The organism is Phycicoccus sp. M110.8, assembly GCF_032464895.1.
Classification (GTDB): domain Bacteria; phylum Actinomycetota; class Actinomycetes; order Actinomycetales; family Dermatophilaceae; genus Pedococcus.
On sequence record NZ_JAWDIC010000003.1, the window covers coordinates 376,229 to 391,870 of the forward strand.

At 72.2% G+C, this 15,642-nt stretch carries 15 protein-coding genes; 2 read left to right on the forward strand and 13 right to left on the reverse strand.

The annotated features are described in order from the left end of the window. Genes eda through RKE38_RS15140 form a run of 9 tightly spaced genes read right to left on the reverse strand, consistent with a single transcriptional unit; the run spans position 1 to position 9,865 of the window. A complete protein-coding gene (gene eda / locus RKE38_RS15100; RefSeq protein WP_316008288.1) occupies positions 1 to 669 on the reverse strand; it encodes a bifunctional 4-hydroxy-2-oxoglutarate aldolase/2-dehydro-3-deoxy-phosphogluconate aldolase in 669 nt (222 codons plus the stop codon). Beyond that, on the reverse strand, positions 666 to 2,132 hold the full coding sequence (locus tag RKE38_RS15105) for a mannitol dehydrogenase family protein (RefSeq protein WP_316008289.1): 1,467 nt from the start codon (positions 2,130 to 2,132) through the stop codon (positions 666 to 668). Before RKE38_RS15105 ends, eda begins: the two co-directional genes overlap by 4 nt. Then, positions 2,108 to 3,640 carry an altronate dehydratase family protein gene (locus RKE38_RS15110; RefSeq protein ID WP_316008290.1) on the reverse strand — a complete coding sequence of 511 codons (1,533 nt, stop codon included), beginning with the start codon at positions 3,638 to 3,640 and terminating at the stop codon, positions 2,108 to 2,110. Before RKE38_RS15110 ends, RKE38_RS15105 begins: the two co-directional genes overlap by 25 nt. Further along, entirely contained in the window at positions 3,637 to 4,632 is a 996-nt protein-coding gene (locus RKE38_RS15115; RefSeq protein WP_316008291.1) for a sugar kinase, read from the reverse strand. Before RKE38_RS15115 ends, RKE38_RS15110 begins: the two co-directional genes overlap by 4 nt. After that, positions 4,629 to 5,525 (reverse strand): ABC transporter permease, encoded by an 897-nt coding sequence (locus tag RKE38_RS15120; RefSeq protein WP_316008292.1) that lies wholly within the window; start codon positions 5,523 to 5,525, stop codon positions 4,629 to 4,631. The genes RKE38_RS15115 and RKE38_RS15120 overlap by 4 nt, the downstream gene beginning before the upstream one ends. After that, positions 5,522 to 6,430 (reverse strand): ABC transporter permease, encoded by a 909-nt coding sequence (locus RKE38_RS15125; RefSeq protein WP_316008293.1) that lies wholly within the window; start codon positions 6,428 to 6,430, stop codon positions 5,522 to 5,524. Before RKE38_RS15125 ends, RKE38_RS15120 begins: the two co-directional genes overlap by 4 nt. After that, positions 6,427 to 7,584, reverse strand: a complete 1,158-nt coding sequence (locus tag RKE38_RS15130; protein ID WP_316008294.1) for an ABC transporter ATP-binding protein — start codon at positions 7,582 to 7,584, stop codon at positions 6,427 to 6,429. The genes RKE38_RS15125 and RKE38_RS15130 overlap by 4 nt, the downstream gene beginning before the upstream one ends. After that, positions 7,581 to 8,810 carry an extracellular solute-binding protein gene (locus RKE38_RS15135; protein ID WP_316008295.1) on the reverse strand — a complete coding sequence of 410 codons (1,230 nt, stop codon included), beginning with the start codon at positions 8,808 to 8,810 and terminating at the stop codon, positions 7,581 to 7,583. Before RKE38_RS15135 ends, RKE38_RS15130 begins: the two co-directional genes overlap by 4 nt. Positions 8,811 to 8,830: 20 nt before the next feature. Next, a complete protein-coding gene (locus tag RKE38_RS15140; RefSeq protein ID WP_316008296.1) occupies positions 8,831 to 9,865 on the reverse strand; it encodes a LacI family DNA-binding transcriptional regulator in 1,035 nt (344 codons plus the stop codon). Positions 9,866 to 10,128: 263 nt separating this feature from the next. Here RKE38_RS15140 and uxaC point away from each other — a divergent pair, with 263 nt between their 5' ends. Both uxaC and RKE38_RS15150 read left to right on the forward strand, forming a co-directional pair. Continuing rightward, on the forward strand, positions 10,129 to 11,580 hold the full coding sequence (uxaC, locus tag RKE38_RS15145) for a glucuronate isomerase (RefSeq protein WP_316008297.1): 1,452 nt from the start codon (positions 10,129 to 10,131) through the stop codon (positions 11,578 to 11,580). A 17-nt stretch (positions 11,581 to 11,597) separates the two neighbouring features. After that, entirely contained in the window at positions 11,598 to 12,713 is a 1,116-nt protein-coding gene (locus RKE38_RS15150) for a mannonate dehydratase (RefSeq protein ID WP_316008351.1), read from the forward strand. Between the two features lie 10 nt (positions 12,714 to 12,723). Here RKE38_RS15150 and RKE38_RS15155 read toward each other — a convergent pair whose 3' ends face one another. From RKE38_RS15155 to RKE38_RS15170, 4 genes are read right to left on the reverse strand one after another with little or no spacing between them, the layout of a single operon-like run. Next, complete coding sequence (locus tag RKE38_RS15155; RefSeq protein ID WP_316008298.1) at positions 12,724 to 13,407, reverse strand: nucleoside/nucleotide kinase family protein; 684 nt, start codon at positions 13,405 to 13,407, stop codon at positions 12,724 to 12,726. Beyond that, entirely contained in the window at positions 13,404 to 13,796 is a 393-nt protein-coding gene (locus tag RKE38_RS15160) for a universal stress protein (RefSeq protein WP_316008299.1), read from the reverse strand. Before RKE38_RS15160 ends, RKE38_RS15155 begins: the two co-directional genes overlap by 4 nt. After that, positions 13,793 to 14,641: an ATP-binding cassette domain-containing protein gene (locus RKE38_RS15165; RefSeq protein ID WP_316008300.1), complete on the reverse strand. Its 849-nt coding sequence runs from the start codon at positions 14,639 to 14,641 to the stop codon at positions 13,793 to 13,795. The genes RKE38_RS15160 and RKE38_RS15165 overlap by 4 nt, the downstream gene beginning before the upstream one ends. Continuing rightward, complete coding sequence (locus tag RKE38_RS15170; RefSeq protein ID WP_316008301.1) at positions 14,641 to 15,639, reverse strand: ABC transporter permease; 999 nt, start codon at positions 15,637 to 15,639, stop codon at positions 14,641 to 14,643. The genes RKE38_RS15165 and RKE38_RS15170 overlap by 1 nt, the downstream gene beginning before the upstream one ends. Positions 15,640 to 15,642 lie beyond the last annotated feature (3 nt).

Consider the following 15,642-nt stretch of genomic DNA (forward strand, 5'->3'; position numbering starts at 1 on the left):
TCAGTCGGTCGCGAGCGCCGATGCCTGGGCGGCCAGCTCCGTGACGCGGTCCCACTGCCCGGACCGCACCAGCTCGGGTGGCGTCACCCAGGAGCCGCCGACGCAGGGAACGTTCGGCAGCGCGAGGTAGTCGCGGGCGTTCGCGGGACCGACGCCGCCCGTGGGGCAGAACCTGAGCCCGGGCAGCGGGCCCCTGACCGCGTCGAGGAAGCGGGTGCCCCCGCTCGGCTCGGCCGGGAAGAACTTCACGAGGGCGACGCCGCGCTCGGCCAGGACCATCACCTCGGTGACGGTCGCAGCACCGGGGACGACGGGCAGCCCGCTGTCCAGGGCCGCGTCGAGCAGCGACGGCGGAGCCCCGGGCAGCACCAGGAACTGCCCACCGGCCCGGGACACGGCGGCGACCTGCTCGCCCGACGCGACGCTGCCAGCCCCGACGAGCACGTCGGGCACCTCGGCCGCCACGCGCTCGATCGAGCCGAGCCCGGCGGGCGTCCGCAGGGTCACCTCCATGACCCGGATGCCGCCGGCGGCCAGCGCCCTCGCGAGCGGGACGGCGTGCTCGACGTCGTCGAGGACGACGACCGGCACGACGGGCCCGACCGAGAGCAGGACGTGCTCGCCGTCCGGGACCCCCGCGCCGGCGCCCGCCGCGGCCGCCGCGCTCACAGCAGCTCCTTGAGCTGGCCGACGAGTGCGTCGCGGAACTCCCTGTTGTCGCGCAGGTCGTCCCCGAAGACCTCGTGCACCCCGAGCAGCCCCTCCGCGACGGTCACCGGGTCGGAGCCCGTGCCGACGGCCGAGCGCAGCCGTGCGGCCATCGGGTCGTCGAGCGGCAGCGGGCGCCCGTGGGCGTCCTGCCCGCGCGCGACGAACGCCATCCACCCGGCCACCGCCAGGGCCGCCCACTGCGGGACCGCTCCGTCCGCCAGGCGGTCGCGCACCGTCCCCAGCAGGCGCACGGGCAGCTTCTGCGAGCCGTCCATGGCGACCTGCACCGTCGTGTGCCGCAGCGCGGGGTTGGCGAAGCGCTCGAGGACCGTGCGCCCGTATGCCGCGGCGTCGACGCCGGCGGGCAGGTGCAGCGTCGGCTGCACGTCCTGCGCCATCAGCTCGCGGGCCGCCGCGGCCAGGTCGTCGTCGGCCACCGCCTGCGCGATGGTGTCGTGCCCGCGCAGGGCGCCGAGGTAGGCCAGCATCGAGTGGGTGCCGTTGAGCATCCGCAGCTTGAGCTGCTCGTAGGGCGCGACGTCCTCGACGAGCTCGGCGCCGGCGCGCTCCCAGGCCGGGCGGCCAGCGGCGAAGCGGTCCTCGACCACCCACTGCCGGAACGGCTCGGCCACGACCAGCCCCTCGTCGCGGGCGCCGAGCAGGCGCGCCGCCTCCGCGCGGTCCTCGTCCGTGGTCGCCGGGACGATCCGGTCGACCATGGAGCTGGGGAAGGACACGTGCTGCTCGACGAAGGCAGCGACCACGTCGCCCTCCGCGCTCGGCAGAGCGGCGCAGAAGTCGAGGACGAGCCGGCGCACGACCGCACCGTTGTCGGTGAGGTTGTCGCACGGGAGGATCGTGACCGGCGCGGCGGACGCCCTCTGGCGTGCCTGCAGTCCCCGCACGAGCTGGCCGACCGTGCTGTGCGCCCCGCCCTCGAGGTCGGCGGCGACCACCTGGTCCGTGAGGTCCAGGCCTCCGTCAGGGCCGCGGCGGTACCCCTTCTCGGTCACGGTCAGGGTCACGACGCGCACCTGCGGGTCGGCGAGCCGCTCGAGGAGGAGCGGCCCCTGCTCGCGCGCGAAGAGCACCTCGCTCACCTGGCCCACCACGCGCGCGCTCGACGTCGACGCGCTGCGCTCGAGCACGGCATACAGGTGGTCCTGCGGGAGCAGCTGCTCGACCACGGCGTTCGACCGCTGGGTGACCCCGCAGATGCCCCAGCCGGCCTCGTCCGCGGCGAGCGCGGCGTCCTCGGTGAACACGGCCTGGTGGGCGCGGTGGAACGCGCCGATCCCGAGGTGCACGATGCCGATCCCGGCCGCCAGCTCCGGCGCCGGCGGCAGGCGCAGGCCCGGGGCGTCGTGGCCCGGCAGGGTCGCGCGGGACAGGCGCCTCACAGCACCGCCCCGAGCTGCCACGGCACGAACTCCTCGCCCCCGAGGGCGAGCTCCTCGCTGAACGACCGGCGACCCGACGCGGTGTCGAGCAGCAGGTCGTAGACCTTCATGCCCATCTCCTCGAGCGAGACGCCCTCCTCGACGACGGCCGAGCAGTCGAGGTCGATGTCGCCGGCCATGCGGGTCGCCAGGCTGGAGTTCGTGGCGAGCTTGACGGTCGGCACGGGACGGCTGCCGAAGACCGAGCCGCGGCCCGTCGTGAAGCAGATGAGGTTGGCCCCGCCGGCGACCATGCCGGTCACCGACACCGGGTCGTAGCCGGGGGTGTCCATGAAGACGAAGCCCGGGCCGGGGATCGGCTCGGCGTAGCCGCACACGGCGTCGAGCGGGCTGTGGCCGCCCTTGGCGACGGCGCCGAGCGACTTCTCCAGGATGGTGGTGATGCCGCCCTCCTTGTTGCCGGGCGAGGGGTTGCCGTCGAGGGTCGTGCCCTGCGAGGCGGTGTACTGCTCCCACCAGGCGATGCGGTCCAGCAGCGCCTGTCCCACCTCCGGCCGCACGGCGCGCTCGGCGAGCATCTGCTCGGCGCCGTACACCTCGGGCGTCTCCCCCAGCACGCTCGTGCCACCCGCCGCGACGAGCAGGTCACTCGCGACCCCGAGCGCCGGGTTGGCGGTCAGGCCCGAGAACGCGTCGGAGCCGCCGCACTGCAGGCCGAGGACGAGGTGCTCGACCCCGACCTCCTCGCGCCGGGTGCCCCGCAGGTCGTGGGCCATGCCGCGGACCAGCTTCTCGCCTTGGGCGATCGCGGCCGCGGTGCCGCCGGCGTCCTGGATGGTGAACGACTCGAGCGGGATGTCGCCGATCTCGAGGTCGGCCATGAGCGCGCTGACGGCATTGACCTCGCAGCCGAGGCCGAGCACCACGAGGGCGCCGATGTTCGGGTGCTGGGCGTAGCCGCGCAGCGTCCGCTGCAGGACGTCCCAGCCGTCGCCGCGGTTGGCCATGCCGCAGCCCGTGCCGTGGGTGAGCGCGACGACGCCGTCGACACCCTCGCCGTGCATGGCGGCGACCTCGTCCTCGGTGCGCCGCACGACCTGCCGGGCCACGGTGGCCGAGCAGTTCACCGTGGTGAGCACGCCGACGTAGTTGCGGGTGGCCACCGCGCCGGACGGCCTGCGGATCCCCGAGAAGGTCGTGCGCAGGCCGTCGGGCAGCGCGCGTCGGCCCTGGGGGTTCGCACCACCCGAGGCCAGCGAGGAGGCTCCTTCGGGGATGGCCAGGTTGTGCACGTGCACGTGGTCGCCGGCAGCGACGTCGGCGGTGGTCACGCCGATGACGTGGTCGTACTTGCGCACCAGGGTGCCCGCCGGCAGGTCGCGCAGCGCCACCTTGTGCCCGCGCGGTATGCCGGTGTGCAGGGTGAGCGGGCTGCCGTCAGGCCCGGGGACGCTGGCGCCGGGCGCCAGCTCGTCGCGCGCGATGGCGACGTCGTCGCCGGCGGACAGGCGGAGCAGGGGGTCGGTCATCGAAGGTCCATCTCCTCGACCGGCCGCGTCGCGGCCAGTGCTGCTCGGGTCTCGGTCAGGGTGGGGACGTGCCCCGTGCCGCCCTGGCCGCCCACGGAGAGGGCGGCGGCGGCCGTGGCGAGGGCGACGGCTTCGAGCAGGGGGTCGCCCAGCGCGAGGCGGGCGGCGAGGGTGCCGGTGAGGCAGTCGCCGGCACCGGTCTGGTCCACGACCACGGGCGCGGGGACGCCGGGCACCGCGGTGACGACGCCGGCCTCGGCGACGAGCGCACCCACGGGCCCGCAGGTCAGGACGACCGCACGGGAGCCGAGGCTCGCGACGCGGGCGAGCGCCTCCTCGGGCGTCGTCCCGGCGTCGGGCCCGAGCAGCTGCTGCACCTCGTCGGGCCAGGAGGGGGTGACGACCTCGGCCAGCGGGGCCAGCTCGCGCAACGCCGCTGCCGCCTGTTCCGCGCTGGTCAGGCGCGGGCGGAAGTTCGGGTCGTAGACGAAACGGCGCGCGAGCGTGGCGGCCCGGCGGACGGTCTCCGCGAGCGTCGGCGAGACGGCACACGCCACCCCACTGCCCACGACGACCCCGGCAGACCGGAGGAGGTCCTCGTCGAGGTCGTCGACCGACAGCAGCGAGCCGGCACTGCCCCGGCGCACGTAGGTGAACTGCCTGGCGCCGTCCGGGTCGGCGTGGGTGAGGTAGAGGCCGTGCTGGCCGGGTGCGCGGACCAGGGCCGAGGTGTCGACCCCCAGTTCGCGCACCCGCTCCACCAGGGCGTCGCCGAGCTCGTCGTCCGGCACCCTGGCGAGCAGGACGGTGTGTGCGCCGGCCGCCGCAGCCGCCGCGGCCGCGTTGAGGGCGTCGCCGGAGAAGCCCATGCGCAAGGTGGCGCCGGAGCCGAGCGGCTCGAGGGAGGAGAGCTCGACGAGCACCTCGCCGAGGACCACGACGTCCGTTGCCGGCCCGGCATACCCGCTGCCCGAGGGCGAGGTGTCGCTCACGGCTCAGGCTCCTCCTTCACCTGCGCCACCAGCTGCGTCGGGTTGACGAACCGCAGGGCGATGACGAGCAGGAACATCATCACCGCCGTGTAGATCACGGCCATGGCGTCGACCGACTGCTGCGCCCGGATGCCCGCGGCGTTCATCGAGTTGAACAGCGCGACGACGAGCGTGTTCGAGTCGGGGCCCGCGGTGAGGAAGGTCAGCTCGAACATGCCCACCGTCCGGACCAGGACGAGGATCGAGGCCGCCAGGATGCCCGGCACCAGCAGCGGCGCGAGGATCCGCGTGAAGACGGCCAGCGTCCGGGCCCCCGACATCCGTGCCGCCTTCTCGATCGTGGGGTCGATCTGCTCGATGAAGGGCGTCATCGTCAGGATGACGAAGGGGACGCACGGGACGAGGTTCGCCAGGATGACACCGGTGATGTTGCCGGCCAGGTTGAACTTGTAGAGCACCGTGGCCAGGGGGATGCCGTAGGTGATCGGCGGCATCATGATCGGCAGCAGGAAGGCGAAGTACACCAGCCGCTTGCCGGGGAAGTCGCGCCGTGCGAGGACGTAGCTCGCGGGCACCCCGACGAGGACGGACAGGGCCACGACGGCCGCCGCCACCTCGAGGGTGACCACGACGACCTGGAAGAGGCTGAAGTCGGTCCACGCCTCGGAGTACCACTGGGTGGTCCAGCCCTGCGGCAGCCACGTGCCGAACCAGCGGGTGCCGAACGAGTTGACCAGCACCGAGCCGACGATGCCCACCAGGAACACCATGAAGAGGATGACGGCGCCCCAGACGAGCCAGGCGGCCGGGCTGGCCACAATCCGTCGCTGCGGGGCGTCCTGTCCCCGGGGCGTGCTGCGCATGGTGGTGGGTTCGCGGGTGATGGTGCTCATGCGCCCTTGCCTCCCGTCGATCCGACGTAGAACCTGCTGCGCCACAACAGGACCAGCGCGATGACGACCAGCTCGACCGCGCCCATCACCATCGCGATGGCGGAGGCGAACGGGTAGTCGTACTGCTCGTACGCGGCCTGGTAGGCGGCGATGGAGATGACCCGGGTCTCGCCCGTGGGGTTGCCGACGAGGATCGCCGACGGGAAGACGCTGAACGCCAGGACGAAGGTCAGGCAGAACGTCGTCGCAAGCCCGGGCGCCAGCAGCGGCAACGTGATCCGGCGGAACCGGGCCCACCAGTCGGCGCCCAGGGTCCGGGCCGCGCGCTCGAGGCTGGGGTCGATGCCCGAGAGGTAGGACAGGATCAGCAGGAAGGCGAACGGGAAGCCGGTGATGACGAGCGAGAAGAAGACGCCCCAGTAGTTGTTGATCAGCCGCAGCGGCTGGTCGATGAGGCCTGCGCTGGTCAGCGCCCGGTTGAGCCAGCCGGCGGGGCCGAGGAAGTTGAGCAGGCCCTCGGCCGTCAGGACGGTGCCCAGGGTGATCGGGATGACGAGCAGCGTCGTCACCAGCCGCTTGCCGCGGAACCGCCCGCGCATCCGGTAGGCGATCGGGACAGCCGCCACGACGTTGAAGAACGCCGCCGGCACCGAGAGCCGAAGCGTCTTCCAGATCGTGTCGCGCTGGAACGGGTCGCTGAAGAAGCGCTGGTAGTCGGCGAACGGCCCGCCGCCCTTGGTGGGCTGGAACGACAGGCCGAGCCCGTAGAGGAACGGGTAGATGAACAGGCCGACCACGAAGACCATCGCCGGCACGAGGAGCAGCAGCTGGCTGTCGACGCCACGCTCGGCGAGCCGGTGGCGCATGCTCAGGCCCGCGTGCGGTGCACCCGCGCCGGCGCTCACGAGGTGCCCCCGCTGGCGGCGAGCGCGGGCTCCGGCGCCGTGCCGGTGGCCAGTGTCGTGGCGTGCGGCAGCGGCTCGTCGCCCTGCGCGAACACGAGCAGCCGCTCGGGGTCGACGGCGAACGCCACGGCGTCGCCGGGCGCGAGGCGGTTGCCCGTTCGCACGTGCAGCCGCACGCCCTCCGGCGTCCGCGCCTCCACCGCGAGTTCGCGACCCTGGTACTCCACGACCTCGACGGAGGCCCGGACCGCGTTCTGGCCGGCCTCGTCCGGTGCCACGACGACGTCCTCGGGGCGCACCCCGACGACGACGGTGTCGCCGACCGCGACGTCGGCCACCGGGGTGGCGGACAGCCGCAGGCCGCTCCCCTCCACCACGGCCTGGCCCTGGCCTCGCTCGACCACCCGCATCGGGATGAGGTTGCGGAAGCCCATGAAGTCGGCCACGTGCCAGTTGGCCGGGGTCGTGTGCAGCTCCTCGGGCGTGCCGATCTGCTGCACCCGCCCCTTGCGGAGCACCACGAGGCGGTCGGCCATCGACAGGGCCTCCTCCTGGTCGTGCGTGACGTACACGGTGGTGAGCCCGAGGCTCTGGTGGAGCCGGCGGATCTCCGTGCGCATCTCCAGGCGCAGCTTGGCGTCGAGGTTCGACAGCGGCTCGTCCATGAGGACCAGGGACGGCTCCAGGACCACCGCGCGGGCGATCGCCACGCGCTGCTGCTGGCCGCCGGAGAGCTGGCCGGGCAGCTTGCCCGCGTGCTCCTCGAGCTGCACCAGCCGCACGGCCTCCTCGGTGCGGCGCGAGACCTCGGCCTTGGGCAGCCGGCGCATCTCGAGCCCGAACGCGATGTTCCTGCGCACGGTGAGGTGCGGGAAGAGGGCGTAGTTCTGGAAGACCATGCCGAACCCGCGCCGCTCCGGCGGCAGCGTGTCCACGCGCGTCTCGTCCTGCCAGATGCTGCCGGCGGTGAGCGGAAGCAGGCCGGCGAGGCAGTTGAGCGCGGTCGACTTGCCGCACCCGGACGGCCCGAGGAGGGCGATGAACTCGCCCGCCCGGATCGTCAGGTCGAGGCCCTGCAGGGCGTCCTGCCCCCCGAACTGCCGTCCCACGCCGTCCAGGCGCAGCTCGCGGAACTCCTTGGTGTTGCTGGTCACTGCTTCTTCACCTTCGACCCACCGACCTCGCGGTCCCACTTGTCGAATGCCGCGACCATCGACTTGTTGTCCAGCGGCACCTCCTTGGGGGCGCTGGCGATCAGGCTGTCGTACTCGGGGCGGCCGAACTTCTTGATGGCGTCCTGGCTCTTCTGCGGTGCCATGTCGATGGTGACGTCCTTGACGGCCGGACCCGGGTAGAAGTAGCCGTCGTCGTAGGCCTTGGCCTGCTGCTCCTTGGTGAGCATGAACTGCACGAGCTGCAGGACGGCGGCCTGCTGGTCGGCCGAGGCGCCCTTGGGGATGACGGCGTAGTGCGCGTCGGTGACCCAGTGGAAGCCCTTCATGGTGCTGACCTTGGCGCTCTCCGGGACGGTCCCGAGGACGCGCGGGTTGATGTCCCAGCCGGTCGTCGAGGCGATGACGTCGACCGTGCCGTTGCCGAGGTCCTTCATCGTCTGCGTGGTGCCGGTCGGGTAGTTGTTGATGTACTGCCCGAGGTCCTTGAGGTAGGTCCAGGTCTTGTCCCAGCCGTTGACCGGGTCCTTGGGGTCCTTGTCACCCAGGATGTACGGCAGGCCCATGAGGAAGGTCCGGCCGGGACCTGAGTTGGCCGGGCGGGCGTACTCCACCTTGCCGGGGTGCGCCTTCGCGTAGGCCAGCAGCGCCTCCGCGCTCGTGGGCGGGTTCGGCACCTTGTCGGGCATGTACTCCAGCAGCGGCCCGGACGGGTAGTACGTCACGGTGACGCCGTAGTCCCCCGCGAGCTCCTGCATCTTCGCGGCCGGGTCCTGGTAGTTCGCCATGTTGGACAGGCGGTCCTTGTACTTGGGCAGGATCGGCTGCCACAGCCCCTGCTCGGCACCCGCGGACAGACCGTCGGTCCCCGTGAGCACCAGGCCGATGTCCACGCGGCCGGCGCCCTGCTGCGCCTTGATCTTGCCCACCAGGTCGGGGGCCGGGGCCTTGGAGTAGGTCACCCGCGAGATCACGTCGGGGTGCTGCTTGACGAACTCGTCGATCATGCCCTGGGTGAGCTGCAGGTTGCCCGCGACGTCGAGGACGTTGAGGACGACCGGCTTCGAGGGCTTGGCGGGCGCGTCACCGCCGGAGCTGCCCGCTCCCTGGGCCGGGGAGCTGGGCGCACCACAGGCGGACACGCCGAGGGCGAGCAGGCCCGCGACCAGCGCGGTGGCGGGCAGGGCGGGGCGCATGGAGAGGCGCATGGGGCGAGGTTTCCCTTCTGTCAGCGCCGCACGGTGCGGCGTTGGGGGGACTGGGGTGTCGGGGTGGGTGCAGGCCCGGTGGTCTGCCGCACGAGGAGCTCGGTCGGCAGCTCACGGGTGAGCTCGGCCGGGCCGGACGCGTCCGTGGGTTCCGCGAGGAGCTGGAGCAGCAGGTCGACGGATCGTCGCCCCGCCTGCTCCTTGGGGATGCTCAGCGTGGTGAGGGCGGGGTGGATCATCGCCGACATGGGGATGTTGTCGATGCCGACGAGGCTGAGGTCTCGGGGCACCTCGACGCCGCGCGAGCGCAGCCCGTCGAGCAGCCCGAAGGCGACGAGGTCGTTGTAGGCGACGACCGCGGTGACGCCCGAGAGCAGCACGCCCTCGACTGCCTCCGAGCCGCCGTCGAAGGTGGGGGCGAAGTGGCCGACCTCCACGAGCTCCACACCGGCCGCGGTTGCGGCGAGGCGGAGGCCACGGAGCCGCTCCTTCGCCGACCAGCTGGAGCGCGGACCGGCGACGAAGCCGATCCGGCTGTGCCCCAGCCCGGTGAGGTGGTCGACGAGCTGCCGCATGCCGTCGGTGTTGTCGATGGCGACGGCCGGGATGCTTCCCGCCTTGCGGTTCACCAGGACCACCGGGGCGAGGCCGGCGGCGTCGCGCAGCTCGGTGGGCTTCATGCGCGGCGAGCACAGGATGATGCCGTCGACCTGCTTGGCCAGGGACCGGACGAGGCCGAGCTCGGCGGAGGCGTCCTCGTCGGTGTCCGCGACGAACACCTGGTAGTCGGCCTCGTGCGCCTGGCTCTGGATCCCCTTCACGACGGAGGGGAAGAACGGGTTGGCCAGGTCGGGCAGGATCAGGCCGATGTTGCCGGTGCGGCCGGTGATCAGACCCCGCGCCGCGCGGTTCGGCCGCCACCCCAGGTGGTCGGCCACCCGCAGCACCCGCTCGCGCGTCGCCGCGTCGACGATGTCCGGCGACGAGAGCGCGCGGGAGACCGTCGACGGCGAGACGCCCGCAGCCTTGGCCACGTCGCGGATGGTCACTGCCATGCCATGCCTCCCTCGTCGTTGAGTCGATGCTCCGTCAGTCTGAAACCGATTGCAGGCTCGTGTCAATGGGTCGGCCGGAAGAATCTCATCTGACCGTCGCACTGCCTCTGAATTGCGTATTGCCTTGTGGCACAACGACTTGATCTGGCACGTTCAGCGACGACGGGGTCTTGCGCCATCGGCACCCGCGTGCAACCCTTTGCAGCGAACTGCTCCACCACTGCTGTCGGCAGGGTGGGACCGCTGCGCCGAAGGAGCCGCCCATGCCGTCCCCGCTCGTCCTCAACCCGGACCGCGCACTGCCCTCCGACCCCGTCCAGCGCGGCATCGCCCGGACGATCTACGAGCAGACCCGGGGCCTCCCGCTGGTGTGCATGCACGGGCACGTCGAGGCGTCGGTCTTCGCGGACGACACCGCGTTCCCGGATCCCTCCGCACTGCTCATCACGCCGGACCACTACGTGACCCGCATGCTCGTGTCGCAGGGGCTGCGGCTGGAGGACCTCGGCGTCCCGAGCGGCGACAGCCGCCCTGTCGAGGGCGACCCACGGGCCATCTGGCGCCGCCTCTGCGAGAACTGGCACCTCTTCCGCGGGACCCCGTCCCGGTTCTGGCTCGAGCACGAGCTCGTCGAGGTCTTCGGCGTGGACGAGCAGCCCTCGGCGGACTCCGCCGACCGCCTGTTCGACGCCCTGACCGCCCGCATCGCCGAGCCGGGCTTCCGGCCCCAGGCTCTGCTCGACCGCTTCGGGATCGAGGTCATCTCGACCACCGACCCGGCGACGTCACCCCTCACCGAGCACCGCCGGCTGGCCGAGCAGGGCTTCGGGGCGCGTGTCGTGCCGACCTTCCGCCCCGACGCGGTCGTGCACGTGGACCGCCCGCAGTGGCAGCAGGACGTCGCCGAGCTCGGCCGGGTCGCGGACACCGACACCTCGACCTACGAGGGATTCCTCACCGCGTTGCGCGCGCGCCGGCAGGCGTTCGTCGAGGCCGGTGGACTCGCCACGGACCACGGGCACCTGTCCGCCGACACCACTCCCCTCCCGTCGGCGGAGGCGGCCGCGCTGTACGAGCGCGCCCTCGCGGGCGAGGCGACGGCCGAGGACGCGGCGGCCTTCGCCGCCCACATGCTCCACACGATGGCCGGCATGTCCCGTGACGACGGCCTGGTCATGCAGATCCACCCCGGCGTGCTGCGCGACCACCACAGCGGCATGCACGCCCTGCACGGTGCGGACCGGGGCTTCGACATCCCGGTCGCGGCGGAGTTCACCCGCTCGCTGCGGCCCATGCTGGAGGACTTCGGGCACGACCCGGGGTTCCGGGTCATCCTCTTCACTGTCGACGAGACGGTCTACAGCCGCGAGCTCGCCCCGATCGCGGGCGCCTACCCCGCGGTCCGCCTGGGCGCGCCCTGGTGGTTCCTCGACTCCCCGGACGGCATGCGGAGGTTCCGCGACGCCGCCACCGAGACGGCCGGCTTCTACAACACCTCGGGCTTCGTCGACGACACCCGAGCCTTCGCCTCGATCCCTGCGCGTCACGACCTGGCCCGGCGCATCGACGCCGGGTACCTCGCCCGGCTCGTCGCCGAGCACCGGCTCGGCGAGGACGAGGCGGTCGAGACGGCCGTCGACCTCGCGTACAACCTCCCGCGCAAGGCGTACGCCCGGCGCGCCCCGGTCGGTGCGACGACCGCGGACCGGGCGTAAGGCGGCGCGCCGTGAAGATGGGCTTCCGCTGGTACGGCGAGGGCAACGACACCGTCTCCCTCGACCAGGTCCGGCAGGTCCCCGGCGTCGAGACGATCGTGTGGTCGCTGCACCACAAGCAGGCCGGCGAGGTCTGGGAGGAGGCGGAGATCGCCGCTGCCATGGCGACGATCACCGAGCTCACCGACGAGCACCGGGCAGGCGGCATCACGCGGACCTTCGACGCCGAGGTCGTCGAGTCGGTGAACGTCCATGAGTCGATCAAGCTCGGCAAGGACGTCCTCGGCCTCAGCCGTGACGAGGCGATCGCCAGCTACCGCACCACGATCGAGCGGCTGGGCCGGGCCGGAGTGAAGGTCGTCTGCTACAACTTCATGCCCGTCTTCGACTGGCTGCGCACCGACATGTTCCACCCGCTGCCCGACGGCTCGACCGCCCTCTTCTACGAGAAGGCCGTGGTCGACACGCTGACTCCCGAGTCCCTCATCGCCTCGATGGAGCTCGACGGGGGCGGTCTGACCATCCCCGGCTGGGAGCCCGAGCGCCTCGCCTCCTTCACCGAGCTCAAGGAGGCGTATGCCGGCGTGACCCGGGAGGACATGTACGCCAACTACGCGTACTTCCTCGACGCGGTGGTCCCGGTGTGCGAGGCCTCCGGGGTCAAGCTCGGCGTGCACCCCGACGACCCGGCCTTCGACATCTTCGGGTGGCCGCGCGTGGTCTCCCGCAAGGAGGACCTCGCCCGGGTGCTGTCCCTCAACGACTCGCCCCACCACGGGCTGACGCTCTGCCTCGGCTCCTTCTCCTCCAACCCCGAGTCCGACGCCGTGGACGCCGTGCGCACCTTCATGGACCGGATCCACTTCTCGCACGTCCGCAACATCAAGCACCTGGGGAACGGCGACTTCACCGAGGTGGCGCACCGTGCCTGCGAGGGCTCGGTCGACACCGTCGGGATCATGAAGGCGTATGCCGAGGCCGGCTACGAGGGCTACATCCGCCCCGACCACGGACGCCACCTCTGGGACGAGAACACCACCAACCGCCCGCGACCGGGATACGGCCTCTACGACCGGGCGCTGGGCATCCAGTACCTGCTCGGCGTCTGGGACTCCTGCCACCACGCCGGCTGAGCGACCGGACTCAGCCTGGGCTGGGCACCAGTCCGTGGCCGCCGTCCGCGCGGACCACCAGGTCCGCGCGGACGCGCGTGCGGCGGACCAGCTCGGCGTTGACCTGGTCATGGGTCCGCGCCCGCTCCCAGGCGTGCTCCTCGGCGCGCCCGAAGGACCGGTGCCGCTCCGCAAGCCGGCGCAGGCGCTCGTCGTGGTCGAGGTCGAGGTACCAGACCGCGTCGAGGTGCCTGCGCACCTCCAGCCACGGGGGCTGCTCCAGCAGCAGGTAGTTGCCCTCCACCAGCACCACCGGCGTGTCCCGGGTGATGGCGATCCGTCCGGCGATGGACTCGTCGTGCTCGCGGAGGAACTCCGGCGCGTAGACGACGTCCTCCCGCTGGTCGCGCAACCGCTCGAGCAGCTGCACGAAGCCGTGCGCGTCGAAGGTCTCGGGCGCTCCCTTGCGCACGCGCAGGCCCAGGTCGTCGAGCACCTTGTTGGAGAGGTGGAAGCCGTCCATCGGCGCCGGTGCGGCATCCGTCCCCAGGGCCTCCACCAGCTCCTCGACGAGCGTCGACTTGCCGGCGCCGGGCTCACCGACCACGCCGACGATGGTGCGCTGCCCCGGGGCGGAGGCGGCCCGCAGCCGGCCGATGAGGTCGCAGAGGTGCTCGACGTCCCGAGGCACGGACGGCGGGGCGAGCGCGCTCACGGCGCCTTGACCGCGAGGACCGCGCACTCGGCGTCGAGCAGCACGCGCTGGGCGGTGCTGCCCGTGACGAGCTTGCCGACGGGTGAGCGCCGGCGGACCCCGATCACGATGAGGTCGGCCGACACCTCCTCGGCCGCGGAGAGGATCTCCTGCGCGGCCGAGGACGCTGCCGTCGGCTGCCGGATCTCGTGCTCGAGCCCGAGCTCGGTGAGCTTGGCGTCCAGGGCGTCGAGGTCCGCCGCCGTGGCGAACAGCGCGTGGGCGTTGTCGCCGTGGTGCCCGGTGTTCACGACGACCAGCCGTGCGCCCTCACGCTTCGCGAACTCGATGGCGTGGTCGACCGCCGCCAGGCCCTCCGGGGTGGGGATGTAGCCGACCACGACGGTCACGACGCCCCACCCCCTCCGGCCGCGCCGGCGATGTCGACGTCCGCGGGGATCTCCTCGGCGCCGGTGATGAACGACACGACGTCGCTCATCGACACCCGGCTCGGCTCGACGACCCCGGCCCGGCGTCCGAGCCGGTGGACGTGGATGCGGTCGGACACCTCGAACACGGCGGGCATGTCGTGGCTGATGAGGACGACCGGCAGCCCGCGCTCCTTGATCCGCCGGATCAGCTCGAGCACCTGGGCCGTCTCCCGGACGCCGAGGGCAGCGGTGGGCTCGTCCATGATGACGACCTTGCTGCCGAACATCGCGGCCCGCGCCACGGCGACCGCCTGGCGCTGGCCACCCGAGAGGGTCTCGACGGTCTGGGAGATGTCCTGGATGGTGGCGATGCCGAGCGAGTTCAGCTCGTCGCGGGCCGCGGCGCGCATGCCCTTCTTGTCGAGCAGCCGGAACCTGCCGAGCACGCCCTCCCGACGCCGCTCGCGCCCGAGGAAGAGGTTGCTCGCGATGTCGAGGGCAGGCGCCACGGCAAGGGTCTGGTAAACCGTCTCGATCCCCTTGCGGCGGGCGTCGATCGGCGAGTGGAAGCGGACCTCGTTGCCGTCGAGGGTGATCGTTCCCGCGTCGGGCTGAAGGGCGCCGGTGAGCGCCTTGACGAGGCTCGACTTGCCGGCGCCGTTGTCGCCGACGATGGCCAGCACCTCGCCGGGGTAGAGGTCGAAGTCCGCACCGTTGATGGCCGTCACGTGGCCGTACCGCTTGACCAGGCCGCGGCCGGTCATCACGGGCTCTCGGGTGGCGGTGCTGCCCGGCGAGCTCTCGCTTCGGGTCACGGTGTCCATCACGCCCTCCTGCGGGTCGCCTGGTCGAACGCGACGGCGGCGATGACGAGCACGCCGGTCGCGAGGTTCTGGTAGTTGGAGTCGATGCCCATCTGCGTCAGGCCACTGCGCAGGATCGCCACGATCAGGGCGCCGACCACCGTGCCGACCACGCCACCGCGTCCACCGAAGAGGCTGGTGCCGCCGATGACGACCGCGGTGATGCTGTCGAGGTTGCCGGTCTGGTAGGCGTTGGGGTCCGCCGTCGGCGTCCGCCCCAGCGCCATCCACGCGGCGAACCCGTAGACCAGCCCGGCCACGCAGTAGACGCTCACGAGCGTCCGGTCGATGTGGATGCCGGTGAGGCGAGCCGCCTCCGGCTCGTTGCCCACGGCATACACGTGCCTGCCCCACGCCGTCTTGCCCAGGACGAACCACATGACCGCGAACAGGATCGCCGCGAGGATCATGCCCAGCGTGAACTGGACCCGCCCGAAGAGGTAGAGCGAGGTGCCGAGCCAGGTGAGCGCGCCGTCGGGGACGGCGAACGTGGTGCCCGTGCTGTAGAGGTTCGTCACCGCCGTCATCACCGCGAGCATGCCGAGGGTGACGATGAACGGGGGCAGCTTCACGCGGGTGACGAGCAGGCCGGAGATCGTGGCCGCGATGGTGCAGGCGACCAGCCCGGCGAGGATGGCCAGGCCGCTCGGCAGCCCGCCGATGGTCAGGCGGGTCAGCAGCAGGGTCCCGAAGACGGCGATCGCCGCGTTGGCGAGGTCGATGCCGGCCGTGAGGATGACCAGCGTCTGGCCCAGCGCGAGGGTCCCGATGACGACGGACTGCTGGACGATCAGCGAGAAGTTGTCGATGTTGAAGAACGTGCTCGTGCTGACGGAGAAGAACACGATCGCGACGACGAGCGCGGCGGTCGGGCCGAGGACGGGGTTGCGGGCGAACGCCCGGCGTATGCCGTCGCCGCGGCTCCGGTGCTGGCCGGCGGTTCCCGAGGTGGTCGACATGGC

Bases quoted from the DNA above. Each gene is read 5' to 3' on its own strand.
- RKE38_RS15110 (WP_316008290.1), bottom strand. From the start codon at position 3,640: ATGACCGACCCCCTGCTCCGCCTGTCCGCCGGCGACGACGTCGCCATC.
- RKE38_RS15120 (WP_316008292.1), bottom strand. From the start codon at position 5,525: ATGAGCACCATCACCCGCGAACCCACCACCATGCGCAGCACGCCCCGG.
- RKE38_RS15135 (WP_316008295.1), bottom strand. From the start codon at position 8,810: ATGCGCCTCTCCATGCGCCCCGCCCTGCCCGCCACCGCGCTGGTCGCG.
- RKE38_RS15140 (WP_316008296.1), bottom strand. From the start codon at position 9,865: ATGGCAGTGACCATCCGCGACGTGGCCAAGGCTGCGGGCGTCTCGCCG.
- uxaC (WP_316008297.1), top strand. From the start codon at position 10,129: ATGCCGTCCCCGCTCGTCCTCAACCCGGACCGCGCACTGCCCTCCGAC.
- RKE38_RS15150 (WP_316008351.1), top strand. From the start codon at position 11,598: ATGGGCTTCCGCTGGTACGGCGAGGGCAACGACACCGTCTCCCTCGAC.
- RKE38_RS15165 (WP_316008300.1), bottom strand. From the start codon at position 14,641: ATGGACACCGTGACCCGAAGCGAGAGCTCGCCGGGCAGCACCGCCACC.
- RKE38_RS15170 (WP_316008301.1), bottom strand. From the start codon at position 15,639: ATGTCGACCACCTCGGGAACCGCCGGCCAGCACCGGAGCCGCGGCGAC.